The following is a 15,849-nucleotide window of genomic DNA, read 5'->3' as shown; positions in this document are numbered from 1 at the left end:
GCCTATACGCGAAGAGCAAGAGTTATGCAGCTCACTCCGTGTTATCCGGGTGTTCTGAAAACCTGCAACCAATGACGGCCTGGCTTACTTGTTGATGGCGCTTTTCGTTGTCACGGATCTTACTGTAGCGCCCATGTCGAAGGGGGGGCGGATGGAAGGAGGTGTTTTGCGACCGCCATGGCATCGACACTCGATGCCATGTACAGCATGTCGGCGAGCGTATAGGGTAGAGCGCTAACACTCGCAAACTGAGGGCTGGCATGTATCAAGTCATAGGGATCACCAAAACCCTCGGGTACTTCGCTACAACATGCCTGGTCGTCTTCCTGTTTCTGCATTACAACGATATGTCAGAGCTGCTGTCTGGGCCGCTAACCGATCTTCGTCGGCCCGTGGGATCAGCGGTAGGAATTGGTGCTGCTGTTTTCTACGTTTTAGGCCAGACCCCTGTTTTTGTGTGGCTGTGCAGGCTTCCTTTTGTTCGCAAATTGCTCCCGCCCATCGATGGAGAGTGGAACATGAAGCTGCAGTCCAACTGGGGGATCATGCAGAAGTGGCTTGGGCAACGCGATGGGACCGAGCTCTACGTCGTTCAGGGAAAGGTCAGGATTAAGGCGCGTTTGTTCAGCGTTAAGATGGAGTTCACTTCGGACATCCCATACTCCGAATCCAAGACGATCAGCGTCTCCGTCCGACCCAGTGATCAGGTCGGTATCCTCGAACTTAACTACATGTATATCAACTACACCCAGGTTCCGGTGGCGACTGATACGAATGTGCACACCGGGGCGGCTAGGGTCTTCGTCAAAGAGTCTGGTGACGATTTTGTCATGGACGGCACCTATTTCACCGACCGTAAGTGGACGGAAGGGCTCAACACGGCAGGGCAGGTCACATTCACTAGGTCTAACGCCACTTAACTATGTGTCTCACAATGCCGTCCTTTATTCCAGTGGATCAAAATACACTACATGTGGGATTTTTTTTCTTGGCTTGATCTATATGTTGTGGGGTGGCACTATGTCATCTCGCACGTGTCATCGAGCATGGTAGCTGACAACTTGGGAAGGACTGCACCCTTTGGATTACGTATTTGGCGTAGGGTGGCAGTGATGAGATTCGGGAGCGCAGAAGCGCTTGGTAGTCTTGATGTGAAGGTCAGCAATTGCTGGAGACACCGTTCATTTAGCGCTTGAGCGGAGGCTTCATGCCGAATTTTAGTCCCTTGCTATTCACTACTACCGGGGAAGATTGCTTCCTTGATGAACTCAACCTCACACCTGACGAGCTGACTGAAATCGATGGCGCTCGTAAAGATATCAGAGAGGCTTTGAAGGCTGACCTGCCTCGGGCGCTTCGTGAGAAAGGCCTCGAGGGTGAGGTCTGTGAGCCGCGGTTCTACATCCAAGGTTCGCGTGCCTACAAAACGCTCAACAGTCCTTGCACGACCCCGCCCCAACAGTCAGATATCGACGATGGTGTGTACCTTCCGCTTAGTGTCATGCGTGAAGAGAGCAGCCCCAAGCTAGCTATCACTTTGTTCTTTGACGCTGTCATCGACGTACTTCAAGCGATGTGCGCCGAAAGAGGGTGGAACGCCGAGAGCAAGGATACCTGTGTTCGGGTAACGATCTCCCCCTATGCTCACATCGACCTTCCTTTGTACGTGATCCCGGATACCCTTTTCCTGCTGATAAAAGCCAGCATGGAAAGCCGTGGCCATGCCGTATTCGACAGTGCGATCAATTCCGAGAGGGACACTTGGAAGACCCTGCCCTCGGACAAGATTCTGCTGGCAGATCGAAAGCAGGGCTGGCGTAAATCCGACCCAATGGCTATGAAAAACTGGTTCAAGCGGGAGTGCCAGGAAAAGGGTGATCAACTCATCCGTGTCGTGCGTTACCTAAAAGCATTCCGCGACAAGCAATGGGAGGATAAAGGCCCAAGCTCAATCCTTCTGATGGCGGCAGCTTGCCCGCTGTATGAGTATTTCGACAAGCGAGATGACCACGCGCTGTTGAACGTCGTAAAGGGAATTCCTGATGCCCTGCGCAAGGGCGTCATGAGCCCCATTGACCCCGAGTCATCGCTCACTGCGCATATGCCCAAGGAGGCGATTGCCGAAGCCGTGGAGCTTTTTCAGGTTTTCGCGAATCACTTGGAAGGTTCAATCAAGGCAACTGATGCACAAACTGCTTATCACTGGCTTCACAGCATGCTGGGTGACCGGTTCCCGAATGCACCTTATCGCATGAAGCCGAATTCTGAGAGCCTGCCGGCGTCCATGGCTGCAATTGCTCCTCTCGCGGGCCCCGCAGAGCCTGTAAAGCGTACAAAGGCAGGCTAAATTCATGGACGCGATGCCCGAAGTGCTGCGTCATATGACCGAATGGGGATTTACTAAAGTGTATCCTCAGTCGAACGCTGGGTGGCTTGTGATGGCCGGAGAGTTGTCGACGGCCACTCAGGGGACTGTCCAATGCGAGGTATGGATAGACCGCTCATTTGAGCGGCCTCTCAAGCTATGGCTTACAGGAGTGCCGAAGGCACTGCCTAGGCTGGTGCCGCATCTTGGCCCGGATGGTTATCTTTGCTACGCCGCGCCAGGTACTCAAGTGATCGACATTTACGATCCAGTAGGACAAATCCGTACGTCCTTGCTTCAAGCCACTGAGGTTCTTGAGCAGGTTCTGGCTGGAAATATGAAAGAGGATCTGCAGGAAGAGTTCTTCGTCTATTGGGACGGTATCTACTGCTTCCATGATATCGAGCGTCGTACCTCCGGCGCGGTTGAGATCCTCCAATTATCAGACAACAAAATGTATGTGCTCACTGACGATGTCGGGCGAAGCCGGCTCAAGTTTGCGCGTGCGGGTAGGACGATCAAGGAATTCCCAGCGCATGTTGCGATGATCACGTCCAGCGCAGCTCCAAGACCGCTGCAGGACAACTGGCCACCCAAATCAGTTGGACAAATTCTCGACTGGCTACATGAAATAGATGACGCCTGTAAACGCAAGGTACGCGATAAGATTATCGCGGCGTATCGCGAGGGGCGGTTCGGAATAATGATAGTAATTGAGTCAGAAAAAACGGGTTACAGCTACGGCTTTCTCGTACTTGACCTTCAGCTCAATCGTCCTGAGGATCGGCGTTCCATCGATCAACGACTGCCCATATTTGATTGTCCTATCGAACCACTGCAAATGCTTCGCCTCGATGACAAATACCTGAGCGAACGCAATATCCCAGGGCAGGCAACACTCGCTGGCAAGCGTATCGGGTTGATCGGGTGCGGTACCATCGGTGGCTTCCTCGCTGAGATGCTCGTGAAAGCTGGCGCGGGAACGAGCACCGGTGAATTGACGCTGATTGATAACGATATTCTGATGCCTCAAAACCTCGGGCGGCATCGTCTGGGCTTTAACCATCTGTTCCGGGAAAAGGCAGCTGCACTGGCAGACGAGCTGATGGTATCCATGCCCGCTGCCCAGGTGCGTACCTTTACTAGCGACGCCAAGGACGTGAATTTGGGAGGGCTGGATTTGATCATTGATGCCACGGGCGAGGAATCGTTCGGGCACTGGCTTGCCAAGGTCGCCATCTGCCCAACCATGCATGTTTGGATTGAGGGGGCGGGCGCCGCCGTGCGTTCTCTGATTAAGCAGCGCACTGGACAGGGTTGCTACCGGTGCCTTACTGAGGCAAATAGTCGAGGCATTATGTTATCTGTCGTTGGAGGCGTGCAGCCAATTTTTGCTGGGCAGGGGTGTGAGGGACTCTACGTGCCGTTCCCAGCATCGGTGTCGATTCAAGCCGCAGCCCTGGCACTGGACACCGCTTTGGCTTGGGTTGCAGGTAAACCATGGCCATCGCTCTCAACCCGGTTGACCGATCAGAGCTATGAGCCCGCTACCCCTGATTGTTCGCCGCTGCCATATCCCGGATGTCCGGCATGCCATTCGTGAAAACTTGGATTGTGCCCGGCACGGAGCACTTGGTTTACCTAAGGCAACAGCCGCTTGAGGTTTTTAGTCGCTACATCCAGCAAGGCATGGATTCGAAGGAGGCGGGAGGGATATTACTTGGCCACGTTCGCGGTGAGCACCTGGAAATTATCGAAGCGACTGAACCTTCATTTTGGGACAAGCGCTTCAGGTTTCTCTTTGAACGTATGCCGTACTTTCATCACCGGTTGGCCATGAAACGGTGGAAGGAAAGCAATGGTCTGGTGCGATACATTGGGGAGTGGCACACTCATCCCCAAAATTATCCGAGTCCATCCTCAATTGACCTTAAAGAGTGGCAAATACTGGCTGCTGACCGAGTTGATGGTCGTCCGCTGCTTGCGCTCATCGTCGGGTGTAAGGATATCCATGTTGAGTACATGTCTGGCGCAGGCAAGCGAAATATTCTCGAGCCTGCCAGTTTTAGGCGAGGCGAGGAAAGTGTGTTTCTCAATTGAAGCCGGTTCTAGAAAATTTATCCAGCCGTACGCTTCCGAGAAAAATTAATTCGAACGCCTAGCTGAGACGCTATGCTAGCTATACAGTAATACTTGAAGAGTGGTTTATATCATCGAAGTACTGATTTCTCGAGTTGATAAATTATTAAAAAATCGAGTGCTTAATAGCTAGTTGATAGATAGGGTAGGGACGTTCGGTGCGTAATTCAGAGCCGTAAGTAAGCTTTGGATTGGTTTTTATTGTGCGACTACGTGAGCGATGAAGTAATGTTGGAGCGATTGGTTGATTTGCTCAGAGATATAACCGCGCTTTCTGGGCAAGAGTTTTCCGGGCTGGGTGTGATTGTATTGGAAGATGGTATTAATCTGCCGGTATTTCCAATGCGTGTCGACCTGGAAGTAAATGGCATGACAGACTCTGTTAGGTGTCTAGCTGAGATATCAAATCCCAATAATGACTTGCATGATGGATTTCATATTTTAAATTCCGATCTGCGAATTGTTTCCTTGACGCAGTATTTCTCTCCTCCGATTCCTCCTGGGATTTTACCGAATCGAAGTCGGGCATTTGGTGGTCGGTATTTAGCGGCCCTATTCGGGTCACTTTTGCCCGGCGTTATATTCACCGGTATTTCCACGCCAAGGCTTGGGATAGTGGTTTTTAAAGATGGAAGTGAAGTCTATTTCCAGGAGGTGTGAATGTTTTCTACTCTTTCTCCGCTAAAAGCAATTGTACTCGTTGCTAAGATCTATGCTGCTTTCGTAACATTATTGATATTTATAATGTTTGTCTGTGGATTCGAGGTGACGCTGCAGCAAGCTCTCAGAGCGGTGGTTGGCGGGGCCGTGTTATTAGAATTAGCATTGTTCGTGTTGAGCAGCTTCCTCTGGAGGAAAATATGGAATCGCTTTCCGATTTTGAATGACTGGGTTTTTCCCGACTTGAATGGTATGTGGGATATGGATATCACGTATCTGTGGGACGGTGCGGAGGGGACGAAAAAGGCAGTCGCCAATATCAAGCAAAGTTTGTTTTCGGTGAGCATGGAAGTTCATTCTGAAAGCTCAGACTCTGAAACGCTCGTGGTAAAAACTATCAAGGATGTTAATTCTGCTCGCCCAGTTCTTTATTACTTTTATAGGATCGTTCCTAAAGGTTCAAAAGATTCGGCTGGAAGTGGTTATGAAGGGGCTTCCATTTTGAAGCTTTATGGGCACGAAGGAAATGTTTTGAGAGGTAACTATTTTACAAGTCGGAAAAGTCAGGGGCATTTTTCTTTGACGAGAAGATAGTGGCTGACTTCGCTCTTGTGGCTGAATAGACGCGACTCTGTCTTGCACCTTCTATCGTAAGAAAGATCGCCGGTGGCTACCTAATAACGTACAGGCCCTAGGTACGAGATCAACAAATCGTCGAGAGCCATCGCTTCCTGATCGTCCAGGTTGAAGGGGGCGCAGTCTTCGACAAAGTAGGTTCGTGACTCATTTTTGATGTCGAGCATCGCACTGTGTATCTGCTTGCCAGCCTTGAAACGCACTTTTCCTCGCGACGATGGATGCAGCTCGACGAGGAGGTTCTCGATGTCACGCTCGGACAATCGGAACACCTGTTCGTCGATTTTAAAGTGCAAGAGGCTTTTCACCCAAAAAAACTGAGTGAAGCGATCACGAGGAACGCTACACACGGTGAATGGGCGGAGAACATCATTTGCTTTTTTGAAGCGCCCATAAATCTCTGGAAGAGGCGGGAGGCCTTGGACATCAGAGTGAGCAATGTTGTTGCGCAGCTCTTTAAGGGCTGCTGCTTCGACGACGAAACCATCCCAGAATCCCGGGATTTGGGGGTACTTGGGATATTTGGGCAGCATGTCGCGGATCAGTTGACCCAGGGGGCCAGTTGGCATTTTTCCTGACTCGCGACCGATATGGGCTTTAACCTGTCTTTCGAAGTCAATTGCCTCAGCTCGCAGGTCATCAAGGGTCGGCTCGAAGCTCCCAGAAATGTCTTCGTGGTGGCTCGACGGGAGGTAGCGGCGAGACAGGCCAAACAGGCAGGTGATCCAATGCAGCATCTAGTTTCCTCACGATCGATTAAAGTGCCACAAACGCGCTGGTCTGTATGATTTGCAGGATTGATGCCTTATCTATTGGCACGGTTTTAGCCCTTTAGTAGAAAAATTCCAAAATGCCTGTTTGTAGTCGCATATCAATCGACCTTTCATGATGCAAAGTGGAAGACTCATGTTGCCTGTAACCGGGGCAGGCTATGATTTCGCGCGGCCATTTTCTATGCCAATCATTCAGCATCATAGCTCTCGGACAACCATGAAAACTCCGCCTTTCCTGTACAAGTACCAAAGCTTCACGCAGTACTCATTGCAGTCGTTGAGTGAAAACACCGTTTGGATGTCCAGCCCTGCTAGCTTCAACGATCCTTTCGACTGTGCCATTAATCTAGATCCCAAGAGGCTGCACGAGTCTGTCGCACATGCTCTCGAGATCGTCACGAAAAATGCAGTGGTGGACGATGCCTTGAAAGCACCGAGTGAATTGGACGAGGCCGCGTATGCTGAGCTTCGGGAGTCACTACGCGCGCACATGCAAAAAATCGGGGTTCTCTGCCTCAGCGAGACTCCCGAAGAAATCCTCATGTGGTCTCACTACGCTGAGTACCACAAGGGTTTTTGCATCGAGTTCATGATCGATGATATGTGTCTGTTAGGACGCCTTGCTCAACCCGTGAAATACACCGAGATCTACCCGTCGCTCTCTTTGAAAGATCTGCCTGCCGATGCTGAGGAGAGCTTCATCGACGTCTGTGTGTATACGAAGGCCAAGCAGTGGAGCTACGAGAGAGAATGGAGAGCCCTTGCGCTTACAGGCGATAAGCTTTATCGGGCCCCGGCGCCGATCTCAGCAATCATTTTTGGTGCACGTATGCCTGATGCCCATAAAACAGAAATTCACCAAATCCTCCATCTGAATCCCGGAATCCAATTCAAGGAAGCCTTCATGCTCGAGGACGTGTTCGGCCTTGGGTTTCGTCCCTACTTAGCGTCCAGTGCATCCTGAAACTAGGCTATGGGTGGGCTGCGCAACAAGCAGTGAGCCTCCTACATTGAGCTTTAGCCGGCGGCTTAATGGATGACCCATCGGAGGTAAGCAGCGCGTGAAGGTGAAATCAGCCAGTTGCTTCACGAAAGCGAGAGCGAAGGCCGCGACCTGGAGCCAAATTTACGGCGCCGAATACGGCAAGGAAAAGCCGTACCGGTGATGGAGAAGCTGCATGTCTGGATGATCGGCCAGCGGGACCTCGTGCCGGATGATTCGGCTATCAGCAGAGCGTTGGATTACAGCCTGAAACGCTGGGCAGCACTGCCGCGCTACCTTGATGACGGTGCCGTCCCCATTGACAACAACTGGTGCGAGAACCAGATCCGACCATGGGTTCTTGGACGAAAGAACCGGCTCTTTGCAGGGCTGCTACGCAGCGGAAAACGGGCGGCTGCAATTATGAGTTCGATCCAATATGCCCGGCTCAACGGGCATGATCCCCATGCTTATTTGAAGGACGTTCTTACACGCCTACCGACGCAGTGGGCGAGTGAAATCGGCAAGTTGTGGCCACATCAACCGCCCATCGAGTTGCCGCCGGTGTCGCACACAGCGGAAGACTGGGCAAAGACCCAGGGCGAACAGTTGTTCATTCGCATTGGCCGGAATAGGGAAGGTGACTTCGATGGACGGTTTAATTTTCAACCTGCACGGCTGTCATCTTTCGTCGGGTGTCATACCCGTTTGGTGGTGGGGCATCAGTACAGCACCGGCCACTCCACAGCTTCCAGTCTTGCTTTTACCTCTCTGCCGTAGTCAGGCTCGATCTGAATGGCGTAGGCAGCGAGCCCCATCAGATGGTTGCGCATGCCAGCAACTGCTGAAAAGCCTCGACGCTCTGCATGTGTCAAAGGCCCGACGTCCTTGCGCTCTAGGTAATGTAGGTGCATCCGGATTTTCATTCTGAACGCGCGGGTCAGCCTCGGTGTTTCCTGATGCACTTGTAGGCCCAGGACGATTTTTCGACTCCGTGGTGAGGCGATCGTAGTCTTGGCGAGATTCGGGTTGAGCCCAAATCGCTGGAGGATCCTGTAGACCTCATTCACTGTCCGACGAGCCTGCTCCCGATCGAATGTAACGTCGGTTGTAGAGAGGGTCAGGTCATCCGCGTAGCGCGTGTAGGTCAGCCCAAGCCGCTCGGCTAGCTCGGTCAGCAAAATGTCGGCTTCTCTCATCGCAAGGTTTGCGAGCATGGGACTCGTTGCGGCGCCTTGTGGCAGATGACCAATGTTCCGTGATGCATAGTTGGGAATCTTTGACTTGGACAAGGAGACTTTTCGGCGCCATTTGATCGTGCGGCGTATACGACTGAAGTTAGCGGTGCGGGTGCAGAGGCGTGACAATTCAAAGGATACCAAGGGCTGGTAGCCGAGGCTGCGGAAGACCCGGTAACAGTCAATTTCAGAGATCGACTCGAAAAAGCGTTTCACATCGACCTTGATCAGCCAACGACTCGTGCAGTGAGGCGAGGCCGCGTCAATTAGCCGACAGTTCGGTGCAAAGGCTGTGCTGGCCGCATGAGGCTTGGCTTTAGCTAATACGTGTTGCGCGATCCACTGTTGGGCTACCGACAGGCTTGGAGGTGGAACGCAGATCACACGGAATGAAGTGGGCTGGCCCAGTCGGCCGCGTTTTCTAACGCGAAAAACCTTGTAGGACTCAACTTCGCGAGTAACGTAATCTCGCAGGTGCTTATAAGACACTTGGGTAAGGTGGGCGAGGTGCTTGAGGGTCAGTATTGGGGGCAGCGATGGGTGAACAGCGACCGTCTTCTGAGAGGTCACGATCGCAGCGTCCATCACCAGAGGGGCAATGCTATTTGCGCCTTGGGCTCGGCGGTAGTGTTGAGGCGTCCAATCCTTCATCTACTTTGACACCCGCAGGGTGAGTGCTCGCGCCGCGGGCAGAAGGCTACGCCACTAGGCTGTGGCGTGAGCGCTTAACCGTAAGCAGGAGCTAAGACATAGGGCAGCAGTAATCTGCGCCCGGTGATGAGTTGAGAATCCAACCCATCATGGCAGCAACATTCTAGGAACGTACGCCGGAGCTAGAATCTAGATTGGATGCCTCAACGAGGAGGGATAGTACGGTTCTGGAATCGGATTGCCAACAGGTGTGGTTTTTTTAGCAAGATGTTCCTGTTTTCTGGCATGCGCGAGCTGGCCGTAACCCTGGTCGGTCAGTCTGCGTTGTGAGTCGATCCAGCCATACTGAGTCATTTTTCGGAGAAGATTCGTCAGCTCATACGTTTTCAGGCCGGTTCGAGTGGCGAGTGCCCGGTCGTTCAAGCGGGAACGCTGCAACAGCGCACTTAGCACCAGAAAAGCTTGTCCTGTGCCTATATCTGATTTCAAGATCGCCTTCGACTTGGCCAGGCTCTTATCGCCGAGGTTAGCCAAGCGAGCGCTGATGCTCTCGGCCGTCAAGTCAATCCCGAACACTTCCTTGCTGATACCGGCTGAAACCCGAGCAGGGAATAAAGGCGTCCATGTTTTTTTCTTGTCTTTTGAGGCTTTGTGAAACATGAGTGGTACGTTGTTTGGCGCACCGTGTGCGAACACAAGCAGAGCTCCAGTGTTGCCGTAGCCAAGGCTTGAACCGCTCCAAAACCAAGGGCCGTGGCCTGGCTCTCCATCAGTGGGATCATAAGTGGTGCAGAGCGTCTTCATCTGCTCGGCTTCTTTAAGGGAAAAACAGGTGTCGATGGTGGGGCAGGGCAGAACAATATGTATCGTCGGTTTGGACGGATGTCTGGCTACCGAGCGCTCGCCAGATTCAGTGGCGGAATACGCCATGACTGCAAACCTCATCAGTTTTCCTGACCACCAGCTGCGGACGGATCTGACTAACCATGCCGCTTCAAGATAGTTCGATGCTCGATCACCGCTTCCAATCAGGTCCGTAACGACCCAGAAAGCCCGTGCACGTTTTCTGCGTATCTGCTCTGGGCCTGGATGGTTTAAGAATTTTTTTGGATACTCCTGGCAAAGCTGAGAAATCATCTGCGCGACTATGCCTTCGCTGCCAACCGAGGGGTCATAGGCTTTCGTTGGCTTCACCGCGTCAGGCCCTTTTGCGCCGGTGGCACGCTTGACGGAGCGTCGGGTTTCGCTGAATAAACGGTTCGGCTTACCTAGGCGATGCCTAAGCTCGCGCTCGGCATACAGAGCAACGGTACCCTGTGTAGCTTCTGCTTCCCGCAGAAGCATGGCACGCATTTGATCGATGAAGTCATCTCGAGATACGAAGGCAAACGCCTCTAGCAGTTTCTGGGCGCGCGAGCGATCGCCAAGATTGAACTGCTCCAGCCAGGCGCGGGCGAGAGCATCACTGGCTATTGCGGTTGGCTTGTCCATTGTTCAACGTGATCCTATCGGCCGACGTGGTCTGCACTGGTACACGGGGTGTCACAGGTTGTTTGATCGAGTGAGAACATGGTGCTAAGCCCGTAGGCTGAATCCCATCCGCACAAAGTGCATGCAGAACGCCGTCCTTCCTGTGGTTCACCATATCCGGCCTTGGTCGGAGAGTCGAGATCACTCCTGACAAACCTCGCGGTACTCTGCTCTTGCCACCACAGCGAGGCGCACACTCGACGCGACGCTCTCAGCAGAGCGGTTACAGGCCTTCAAGGCCGCCAGGGAGAGCTGCGTCGAGAATCTTGACCGGCTGAGCGTCCATATACCCACCCAGGGGCAAGGATGTCATTGGTGGTGCTTCAACCACCTCAGGCTGTTCGAAGTCGCACAGAATGTCGGGGTTGAGTTTGATCGGCTGGTGGAACTCGAGCAAGATCGAAGTTCTGGGTTTGTGCAGAGGATGGCCGGCAGGTATTACACGATAGCGCCGGTGCACGTTAGCTCTACCTTCACATGACTCAAATGCTGAGTGCTGTGATCGATGCGAGCAAGGTCAGACACTCACAGATGAGCTGGATCGGGCAAGCTGTCCAGCTGGGTCGTTGAAGGGATTTCATTTTTGTACAAGGGTGGTTCAATCCAGATATCAAGAAGCGTATGTATGATGTCAGACCTTACAAGGCGGGGCCGGTAGATGCGTTCTGTGATGACTCGGAAGAAGATTTGGAGGAGATCGTGCAGCCACCAGATTGATCGTTCGCAGCTACCTGGGCTTATCGCCAATCAGGTGCTGCGAGCATTGGGACGATGCAATCCGGACTTAATGCGAGCTTGATCGCAAGAACTGGGCGATACTCCCCATGGCAGCGCCCATCCTTTTGATCCAGCGATAGGTGACAGCTGGGCTTGTGACCAGGTGGTAGCGATCGTTGAGATCCTCGATTCGATTAAGGACAAGCTCGCGCTCCGAGGCACTCAGATCCTGCTCCAGTAGACGTGCTTGCAGGGGAGCCAGCTTGGCTTCGTACTCGCGAGCCCACTCTGGGCGTACGTAGTCCTGAATCCTCTCCAAATTGAGCAGAAGGAGTGCAGAGGCGGCCAATGTCATCGCGCTGGACACCATAGTCAAGTCACCTTGCTTCCATAACGCGCCGAGTACCAGGCAAGGGGATATCGCTACCAATGACAGGTATAAAACGCGCTTGGGTGGGTCTTTGCGATCTATCGGAGCAGTACGGCTCAGAGCTGCAATCATGGGGTTCACCCGTCAATGAGTTCGACGTGGATCGTCTCACACGGGATCATGTGCTGGGCTCAGAATTCGTTACCAGATTTGTAGGTCACCAGGGGGGGCGCTGGGGTAACCGTCGGGTAGGCCGTACTGCACTCGACTTCGACCTGCGGAGCAGATTCGATATAACAAAAGTGAAGAGTTTGATTAGCCTCGTTAGCTTTCATCAAACGCGAGAAAAGGGTTATCTGACGGTATCGATTCTAAAAGTGACGTCGGCTCCGCAATCAGATATCCCTTCAAGGTCGTTTTCTTCCTGGGACCTTGCACTTGGCATGTCCAGATATTTAGACCGTTGTCTCGCTTCTTGTGAACCTTCAGCTTCTCAAACTGCTTTTGCACCCAACGCCATTCTTCGATCTTTTGGCAAGCGCCCTGAGAAATACCGGGAAACTCCTGCGCGTAACGTTGGAAGAGACCAGGCGTGACCAGAAATGCGCTGCCACCCACCGTGTGGATTTTGGCCTTGCTGTCGTTGATGATCAGTTTGTGGCTGAGAATGCCTTCCTTGACCCAGTTCAGGAATACCTGGCCTGGGCTATCCGATTGAAGCGTTGAAGTTTCGACAGCACTTTCTGACAGTGCGTCTCTGGCTTCAGGCTCTTTCAATTCGAACATGTCCAGCAGCGTGCCGAGGTAATCGGCATCCTCTCGTGCCAATGGATCCGGCTGCGGTTGGCTTTGACCTGATCCTGCACTGCCTGTGTCGGGCGCTGCTACTGGTACCGGGGTGTCAGTAGAGTGGTCATGGGCTGCAATGCTCACCGTTCCGCTGAAAGCCTCAGGCCGGTCTTCATTCCCCCAAATCAACACCGGCTGAAGGCGAAGAAAGGTGAAACTCTGCTGCCAATTTCCTTGTGCCACAAGTGCGGTCCAGATGGCTTTGCCTTCCGGCGTGGACTCAACCAATCCATGTGACTGCAGCTCGTCGAACACCGCGAGGTTGGATGAGGGAATGCCTTCAATCGATTGCGACAGGAGATAAGCTCGCAGCTTATCCGTGACCGTCTTGCTGACCAGCCACAGGGCATCCCGGGTCAGCCATCCGGCGGCACCCGGCTGGTTGAGTTTCAGCTCGTGTTGAACCAGATAACGCAGTCCGCTGATCAAATGGTGTTGTAGCGAGTGAGTTGGTGCTTGCAGCGCCTTGCTCGGGTTACCACCGATGTTCTGTGCGGTGGAAACACGGTCGGCCTGCATCACCAACTCACCGAGCACGCCGGCACGTTCGTACTGGCCCGCGAGGACATACAGCAGACTTGCCCACAGTGGCGGAAATCCACTGAGCCAATCGAGGATTGGGCGGTCGAGAATTTGGGTGTAGAGCAAACCTGCAGCGGCGCTGTGCAGGTGGTAGTCACGACCCTTGATGTAACGAAAACGGTAGGGCTGATCCAGGGAGCCCTGCCAAGGATGCCAAACACGACCATCCTGGCGTTCGACCAGCAGATCCACGGCGATCTTGCCGATGTCATGCAGCAGGGCGCCATAGGCGATGCCAGCCGACCAGGCATCGGTCTGGGCGGCTTGGTCTTCGGGCGCGGCGCCGGTGGGAAGCAGATACGACTGACGCAATTTCAAACTGCAAGCAACCAGCTCGAGGCCATGGTCGAGCATGCCGCCGAGATAAGCATGATGGTGCGTCTCGCTGGCTGGAAGCTGCTGGACGAGCTCGGCGTAGAGATGGATCGGATTTAAGTAGAGCTGGCTGAACTGCTGATGGGAGAGGGCGGTGTACTGCCAGATACGATCGAGCAACTGGCGGCGGTGTTCGACTGCTAATAAGCTCTTGGACGACTCGATGGCCAGGTAACCTTCGATGACGCTGACGGTGGGTGGCGGTGAGGGCTTCTGCCTTTTGTGACGAAACAGACTGAGCATTGTGGCCTCCCGGGAAATGGCAGGGTCAGTGGCCTTTTAGCCTTTTCGGATAGAGCTCTTACCCTTGAGTCCCCATTCCCCTTCCAACCCTTACCCGTCCTTTTTCCGTATATCCCTTTGTGCGGCAACTGGAATAACGATTTACCTTGGTGCCGTTTTGTTAGGTGGCTCGTACTGGTATGAAAAAGGAAAGTGTCGTTACACTGCGGTGCGAATTTTATCGGGTCTTGCCATGAATCTCACTGACGCCACGCTCATACTTTTGCTCGCGGCACGTATCCATGGAACAGACGAAGCCGTCAGGGCTTCAGCGAAGAGCGTGGTCAAGAAGTTGCCGCGCAGCAAGCGCGATCTGATCTACAAAGTAATCGACAGCCAAAGCCCTCTTGATCTGGTCGAATTTTTGGCAGAGAACCTGGATGACTGACCTCAACCGTCCGTAGCGCTGCAGCTTTCTAGGATGGCCCTCGGAAGCGAGCCGTAAAGTTATTCACGAAAAGCGTGGGTATTTCTGTGGATAAAACTCTACATGCCACGGCGTACGCTGATTGCAATGGGGTGACTACTAATTGAGCACCATCGCTCGTGATGATTCACGGCACGTCTGCTGACATTGAAGCGGGTCTTTCAAGGAGGGACGTAGCTGATAGAAAAGGGCCCAACTTGCGTTGGGCCCTTAAGGATCTGAGGCGGTGAGTTCAAGAGTGGCTCACGATCAGACGTTCGTGTTTTTGCTCCGCGGGGTCCTCCAATAATGCTTGCTTCTGTTGCTGCTCCAGATTGAGCACATACTCCGAGGCGCATCGAGCCTGGCCGCTGGCTCGGAAGATTGCGCGGTTGTCAGCCTTGAGCAGGCCGAGCCAGTAATCGATGTAACCCTCGTGCCGAAGCTCTCCTTGGATACCGGCATATGCACATAAAAAAGCGGCGCCCATTTCGGCGACCAACTCCTCGAATGCATAGCTTGGCGAGCTGAATGGACAAGGTGTGGTCACGCCCTCGCGCTGCAATCGAGAGTGGTGTCCGGTCCAGTGCGTCAGTTCGTGAAGTGCGGTGGCGTAGTATCCACCTTGATCGTGAAATTGCGCTTTCGTCGGCAGTTGAATCAGGTCCCTGATCGGGTGGTAAAAAGCTTCGTCGGCAGGCCGATGAATGATGTTTGCGCCCGAACTTAACAACAGGTTTTCCGCAGCGCTGTTGGGGCAGAAGGGCTCGCTTGGTTCCGTCTCGAGCAAGGTTTCGTTGAGCGTTTCGAGCCCCTCTGTTTGCTCGATGTTGAACAGAAAGTGCGTCTTGAGAATGCCAAAGTGGGCGACCTTGGGCTCACCGTTTTCATCGAGTACGGGTTGGCCTGATTCGGTTTGCTCCTCGCGCTCCATCGGCTTGTAGAGCACTGCCAGAGTGCTGCGCTCACCTTTACGGATGTGTCCGCCGGCTTTTTGGGCCTGGTTGAAGGTCAGCCAGCGATCCTGAGTGAACCCCTGCAACCTGGCCTCGACCCAGAGCAACGGCAAATTGATGCCCGAATAGGCACGCTGCGTGATCGCATTAATGGGGTAGGGTTGGTGACGACCGACATCAGCTGAGCCAGTTGATAACCAAGGTTTGATCCAAGGGACTACGCCTTGGTTTATCGCGGTAACGATCTTATCCGTCACGTCTTGGTAAATATTGCGCATGGCATTTTCCTCGAGAGAAAGGAGGAACGCCTTGCCCGTCCGGGAGGGTTCCCCGGTGGG

The 15,849-nt window shown here is 53.3% G+C and carries 14 protein-coding genes and 1 pseudogene; 9 read left to right on the top strand and 6 right to left on the bottom strand.

Translation table 11 applies throughout. The features are described 5' to 3' along the window. Positions 1 to 260: 260 nt before the first annotated feature. From Q6A48_RS05545 to Q6A48_RS05520, 6 genes are all read left to right on the top strand, one after another. A complete protein-coding gene (locus Q6A48_RS05545) occupies positions 261 to 920 on the top strand; it encodes a hypothetical protein (RefSeq protein ID WP_047739080.1) in 660 nt (219 codons plus the stop codon). A gap of 287 nt (positions 921 to 1,207) precedes the next feature. Further along, complete coding sequence (locus Q6A48_RS05540; protein WP_047739079.1) at positions 1,208 to 2,347, top strand: CBASS cGAMP synthase; 1,140 nt, start codon at positions 1,208 to 1,210, stop codon at positions 2,345 to 2,347. 4 nt (positions 2,348 to 2,351) lie between these two features. After that, positions 2,352 to 3,968 carry a ThiF family adenylyltransferase gene (locus Q6A48_RS05535; RefSeq protein WP_047739078.1) on the top strand — a complete coding sequence of 539 codons (1,617 nt, stop codon included), beginning with the start codon at positions 2,352 to 2,354 and terminating at the stop codon, positions 3,966 to 3,968. After that, positions 3,956 to 4,465 (top strand): Mov34/MPN/PAD-1 family protein, encoded by a 510-nt coding sequence (locus tag Q6A48_RS05530; RefSeq protein WP_047739077.1) that lies wholly within the window; start codon positions 3,956 to 3,958, stop codon positions 4,463 to 4,465. Before Q6A48_RS05535 ends, Q6A48_RS05530 begins: the two co-directional genes overlap by 13 nt. Positions 4,466 to 4,717: 252 nt before the next feature. Next, positions 4,718 to 5,164, top strand: a complete 447-nt coding sequence (locus Q6A48_RS05525; protein ID WP_144419464.1) for a diadenylate cyclase — start codon at positions 4,718 to 4,720, stop codon at positions 5,162 to 5,164. Then, positions 5,165 to 5,758: a Cap15 family cyclic dinucleotide receptor domain-containing protein gene (locus Q6A48_RS05520; protein WP_047739076.1), complete on the top strand. Its 594-nt coding sequence runs from the start codon at positions 5,165 to 5,167 to the stop codon at positions 5,756 to 5,758. A gap of 80 nt (positions 5,759 to 5,838) precedes the next feature. On the opposite strand, the gene Q6A48_RS05515 is transcribed toward Q6A48_RS05520, so the two are convergent. Next, positions 5,839 to 6,537: a hypothetical protein gene (locus tag Q6A48_RS05515; protein ID WP_047739075.1), complete on the bottom strand. Its 699-nt coding sequence runs from the start codon at positions 6,535 to 6,537 to the stop codon at positions 5,839 to 5,841. A gap of 169 nt (positions 6,538 to 6,706) precedes the next feature. Between Q6A48_RS05515 and Q6A48_RS05510 the strand changes: the two genes are divergently transcribed. Next, on the top strand, positions 6,707 to 7,537 hold the full coding sequence (locus tag Q6A48_RS05510; protein ID WP_234407913.1) for a DUF2971 domain-containing protein: 831 nt from the start codon (positions 6,707 to 6,709) through the stop codon (positions 7,535 to 7,537). 120 nt (positions 7,538 to 7,657) lie between these two features. After that, positions 7,658 to 8,098, top strand: a pseudogene (locus Q6A48_RS05505) (IS66 family transposase); the annotation flags it as partial. Between the two features lie 179 nt (positions 8,099 to 8,277). Here Q6A48_RS05505 and Q6A48_RS05500 read toward each other — a convergent pair. The 4 genes from Q6A48_RS05500 to mobH form a co-directional block, all read right to left on the bottom strand. Next, a complete protein-coding gene (locus Q6A48_RS05500; protein WP_047739074.1) occupies positions 8,278 to 9,444 on the bottom strand; it encodes a reverse transcriptase family protein in 1,167 nt (388 codons plus the stop codon). A gap of 189 nt (positions 9,445 to 9,633) precedes the next feature. After that, positions 9,634 to 10,935 carry a phosphoribosyltransferase-like protein gene (locus Q6A48_RS05495; protein WP_047739073.1) on the bottom strand — a complete coding sequence of 434 codons (1,302 nt, stop codon included), beginning with the start codon at positions 10,933 to 10,935 and terminating at the stop codon, positions 9,634 to 9,636. An 823-nt stretch (positions 10,936 to 11,758) separates the two neighbouring features. Next, entirely contained in the window at positions 11,759 to 12,193 is a 435-nt protein-coding gene (locus Q6A48_RS05490; RefSeq protein ID WP_143045107.1) for a hypothetical protein, read from the bottom strand. 192 nt (positions 12,194 to 12,385) lie between these two features. After that, the gene (mobH, locus tag Q6A48_RS05485) at positions 12,386 to 14,110 is read right to left on the bottom strand and encodes a MobH family relaxase (RefSeq protein ID WP_047739071.1); all 1,725 of its coding nucleotides are present in this window, start codon (positions 14,108 to 14,110) and stop codon (positions 12,386 to 12,388) included. 232 nt (positions 14,111 to 14,342) lie between these two features. On the opposite strand from mobH, the gene Q6A48_RS05480 reads away from it, so the two are divergent. Continuing rightward, positions 14,343 to 14,537 (top strand): DUF7740 domain-containing protein, encoded by a 195-nt coding sequence (locus Q6A48_RS05480; RefSeq protein WP_047739599.1) that lies wholly within the window; start codon positions 14,343 to 14,345, stop codon positions 14,535 to 14,537. Positions 14,538 to 14,808: 271 nt separating this feature from the next. On the opposite strand, the gene Q6A48_RS05475 is transcribed toward Q6A48_RS05480, so the two are convergent. After that, positions 14,809 to 15,789 carry an ArdC family protein gene (locus Q6A48_RS05475; protein ID WP_047739070.1) on the bottom strand — a complete coding sequence of 327 codons (981 nt, stop codon included), beginning with the start codon at positions 15,787 to 15,789 and terminating at the stop codon, positions 14,809 to 14,811. Positions 15,790 to 15,849: the final 60 nt, after the last annotated feature.

The organism is Pseudomonas citrullilanati (assembly GCF_030580855.1).
Taxonomy (GTDB): domain Bacteria; phylum Pseudomonadota; class Gammaproteobacteria; order Pseudomonadales; family Pseudomonadaceae; genus Aquipseudomonas; species Aquipseudomonas citrulli.
This window is presented reverse-complemented; position numbering and strand designations above follow the sequence as displayed.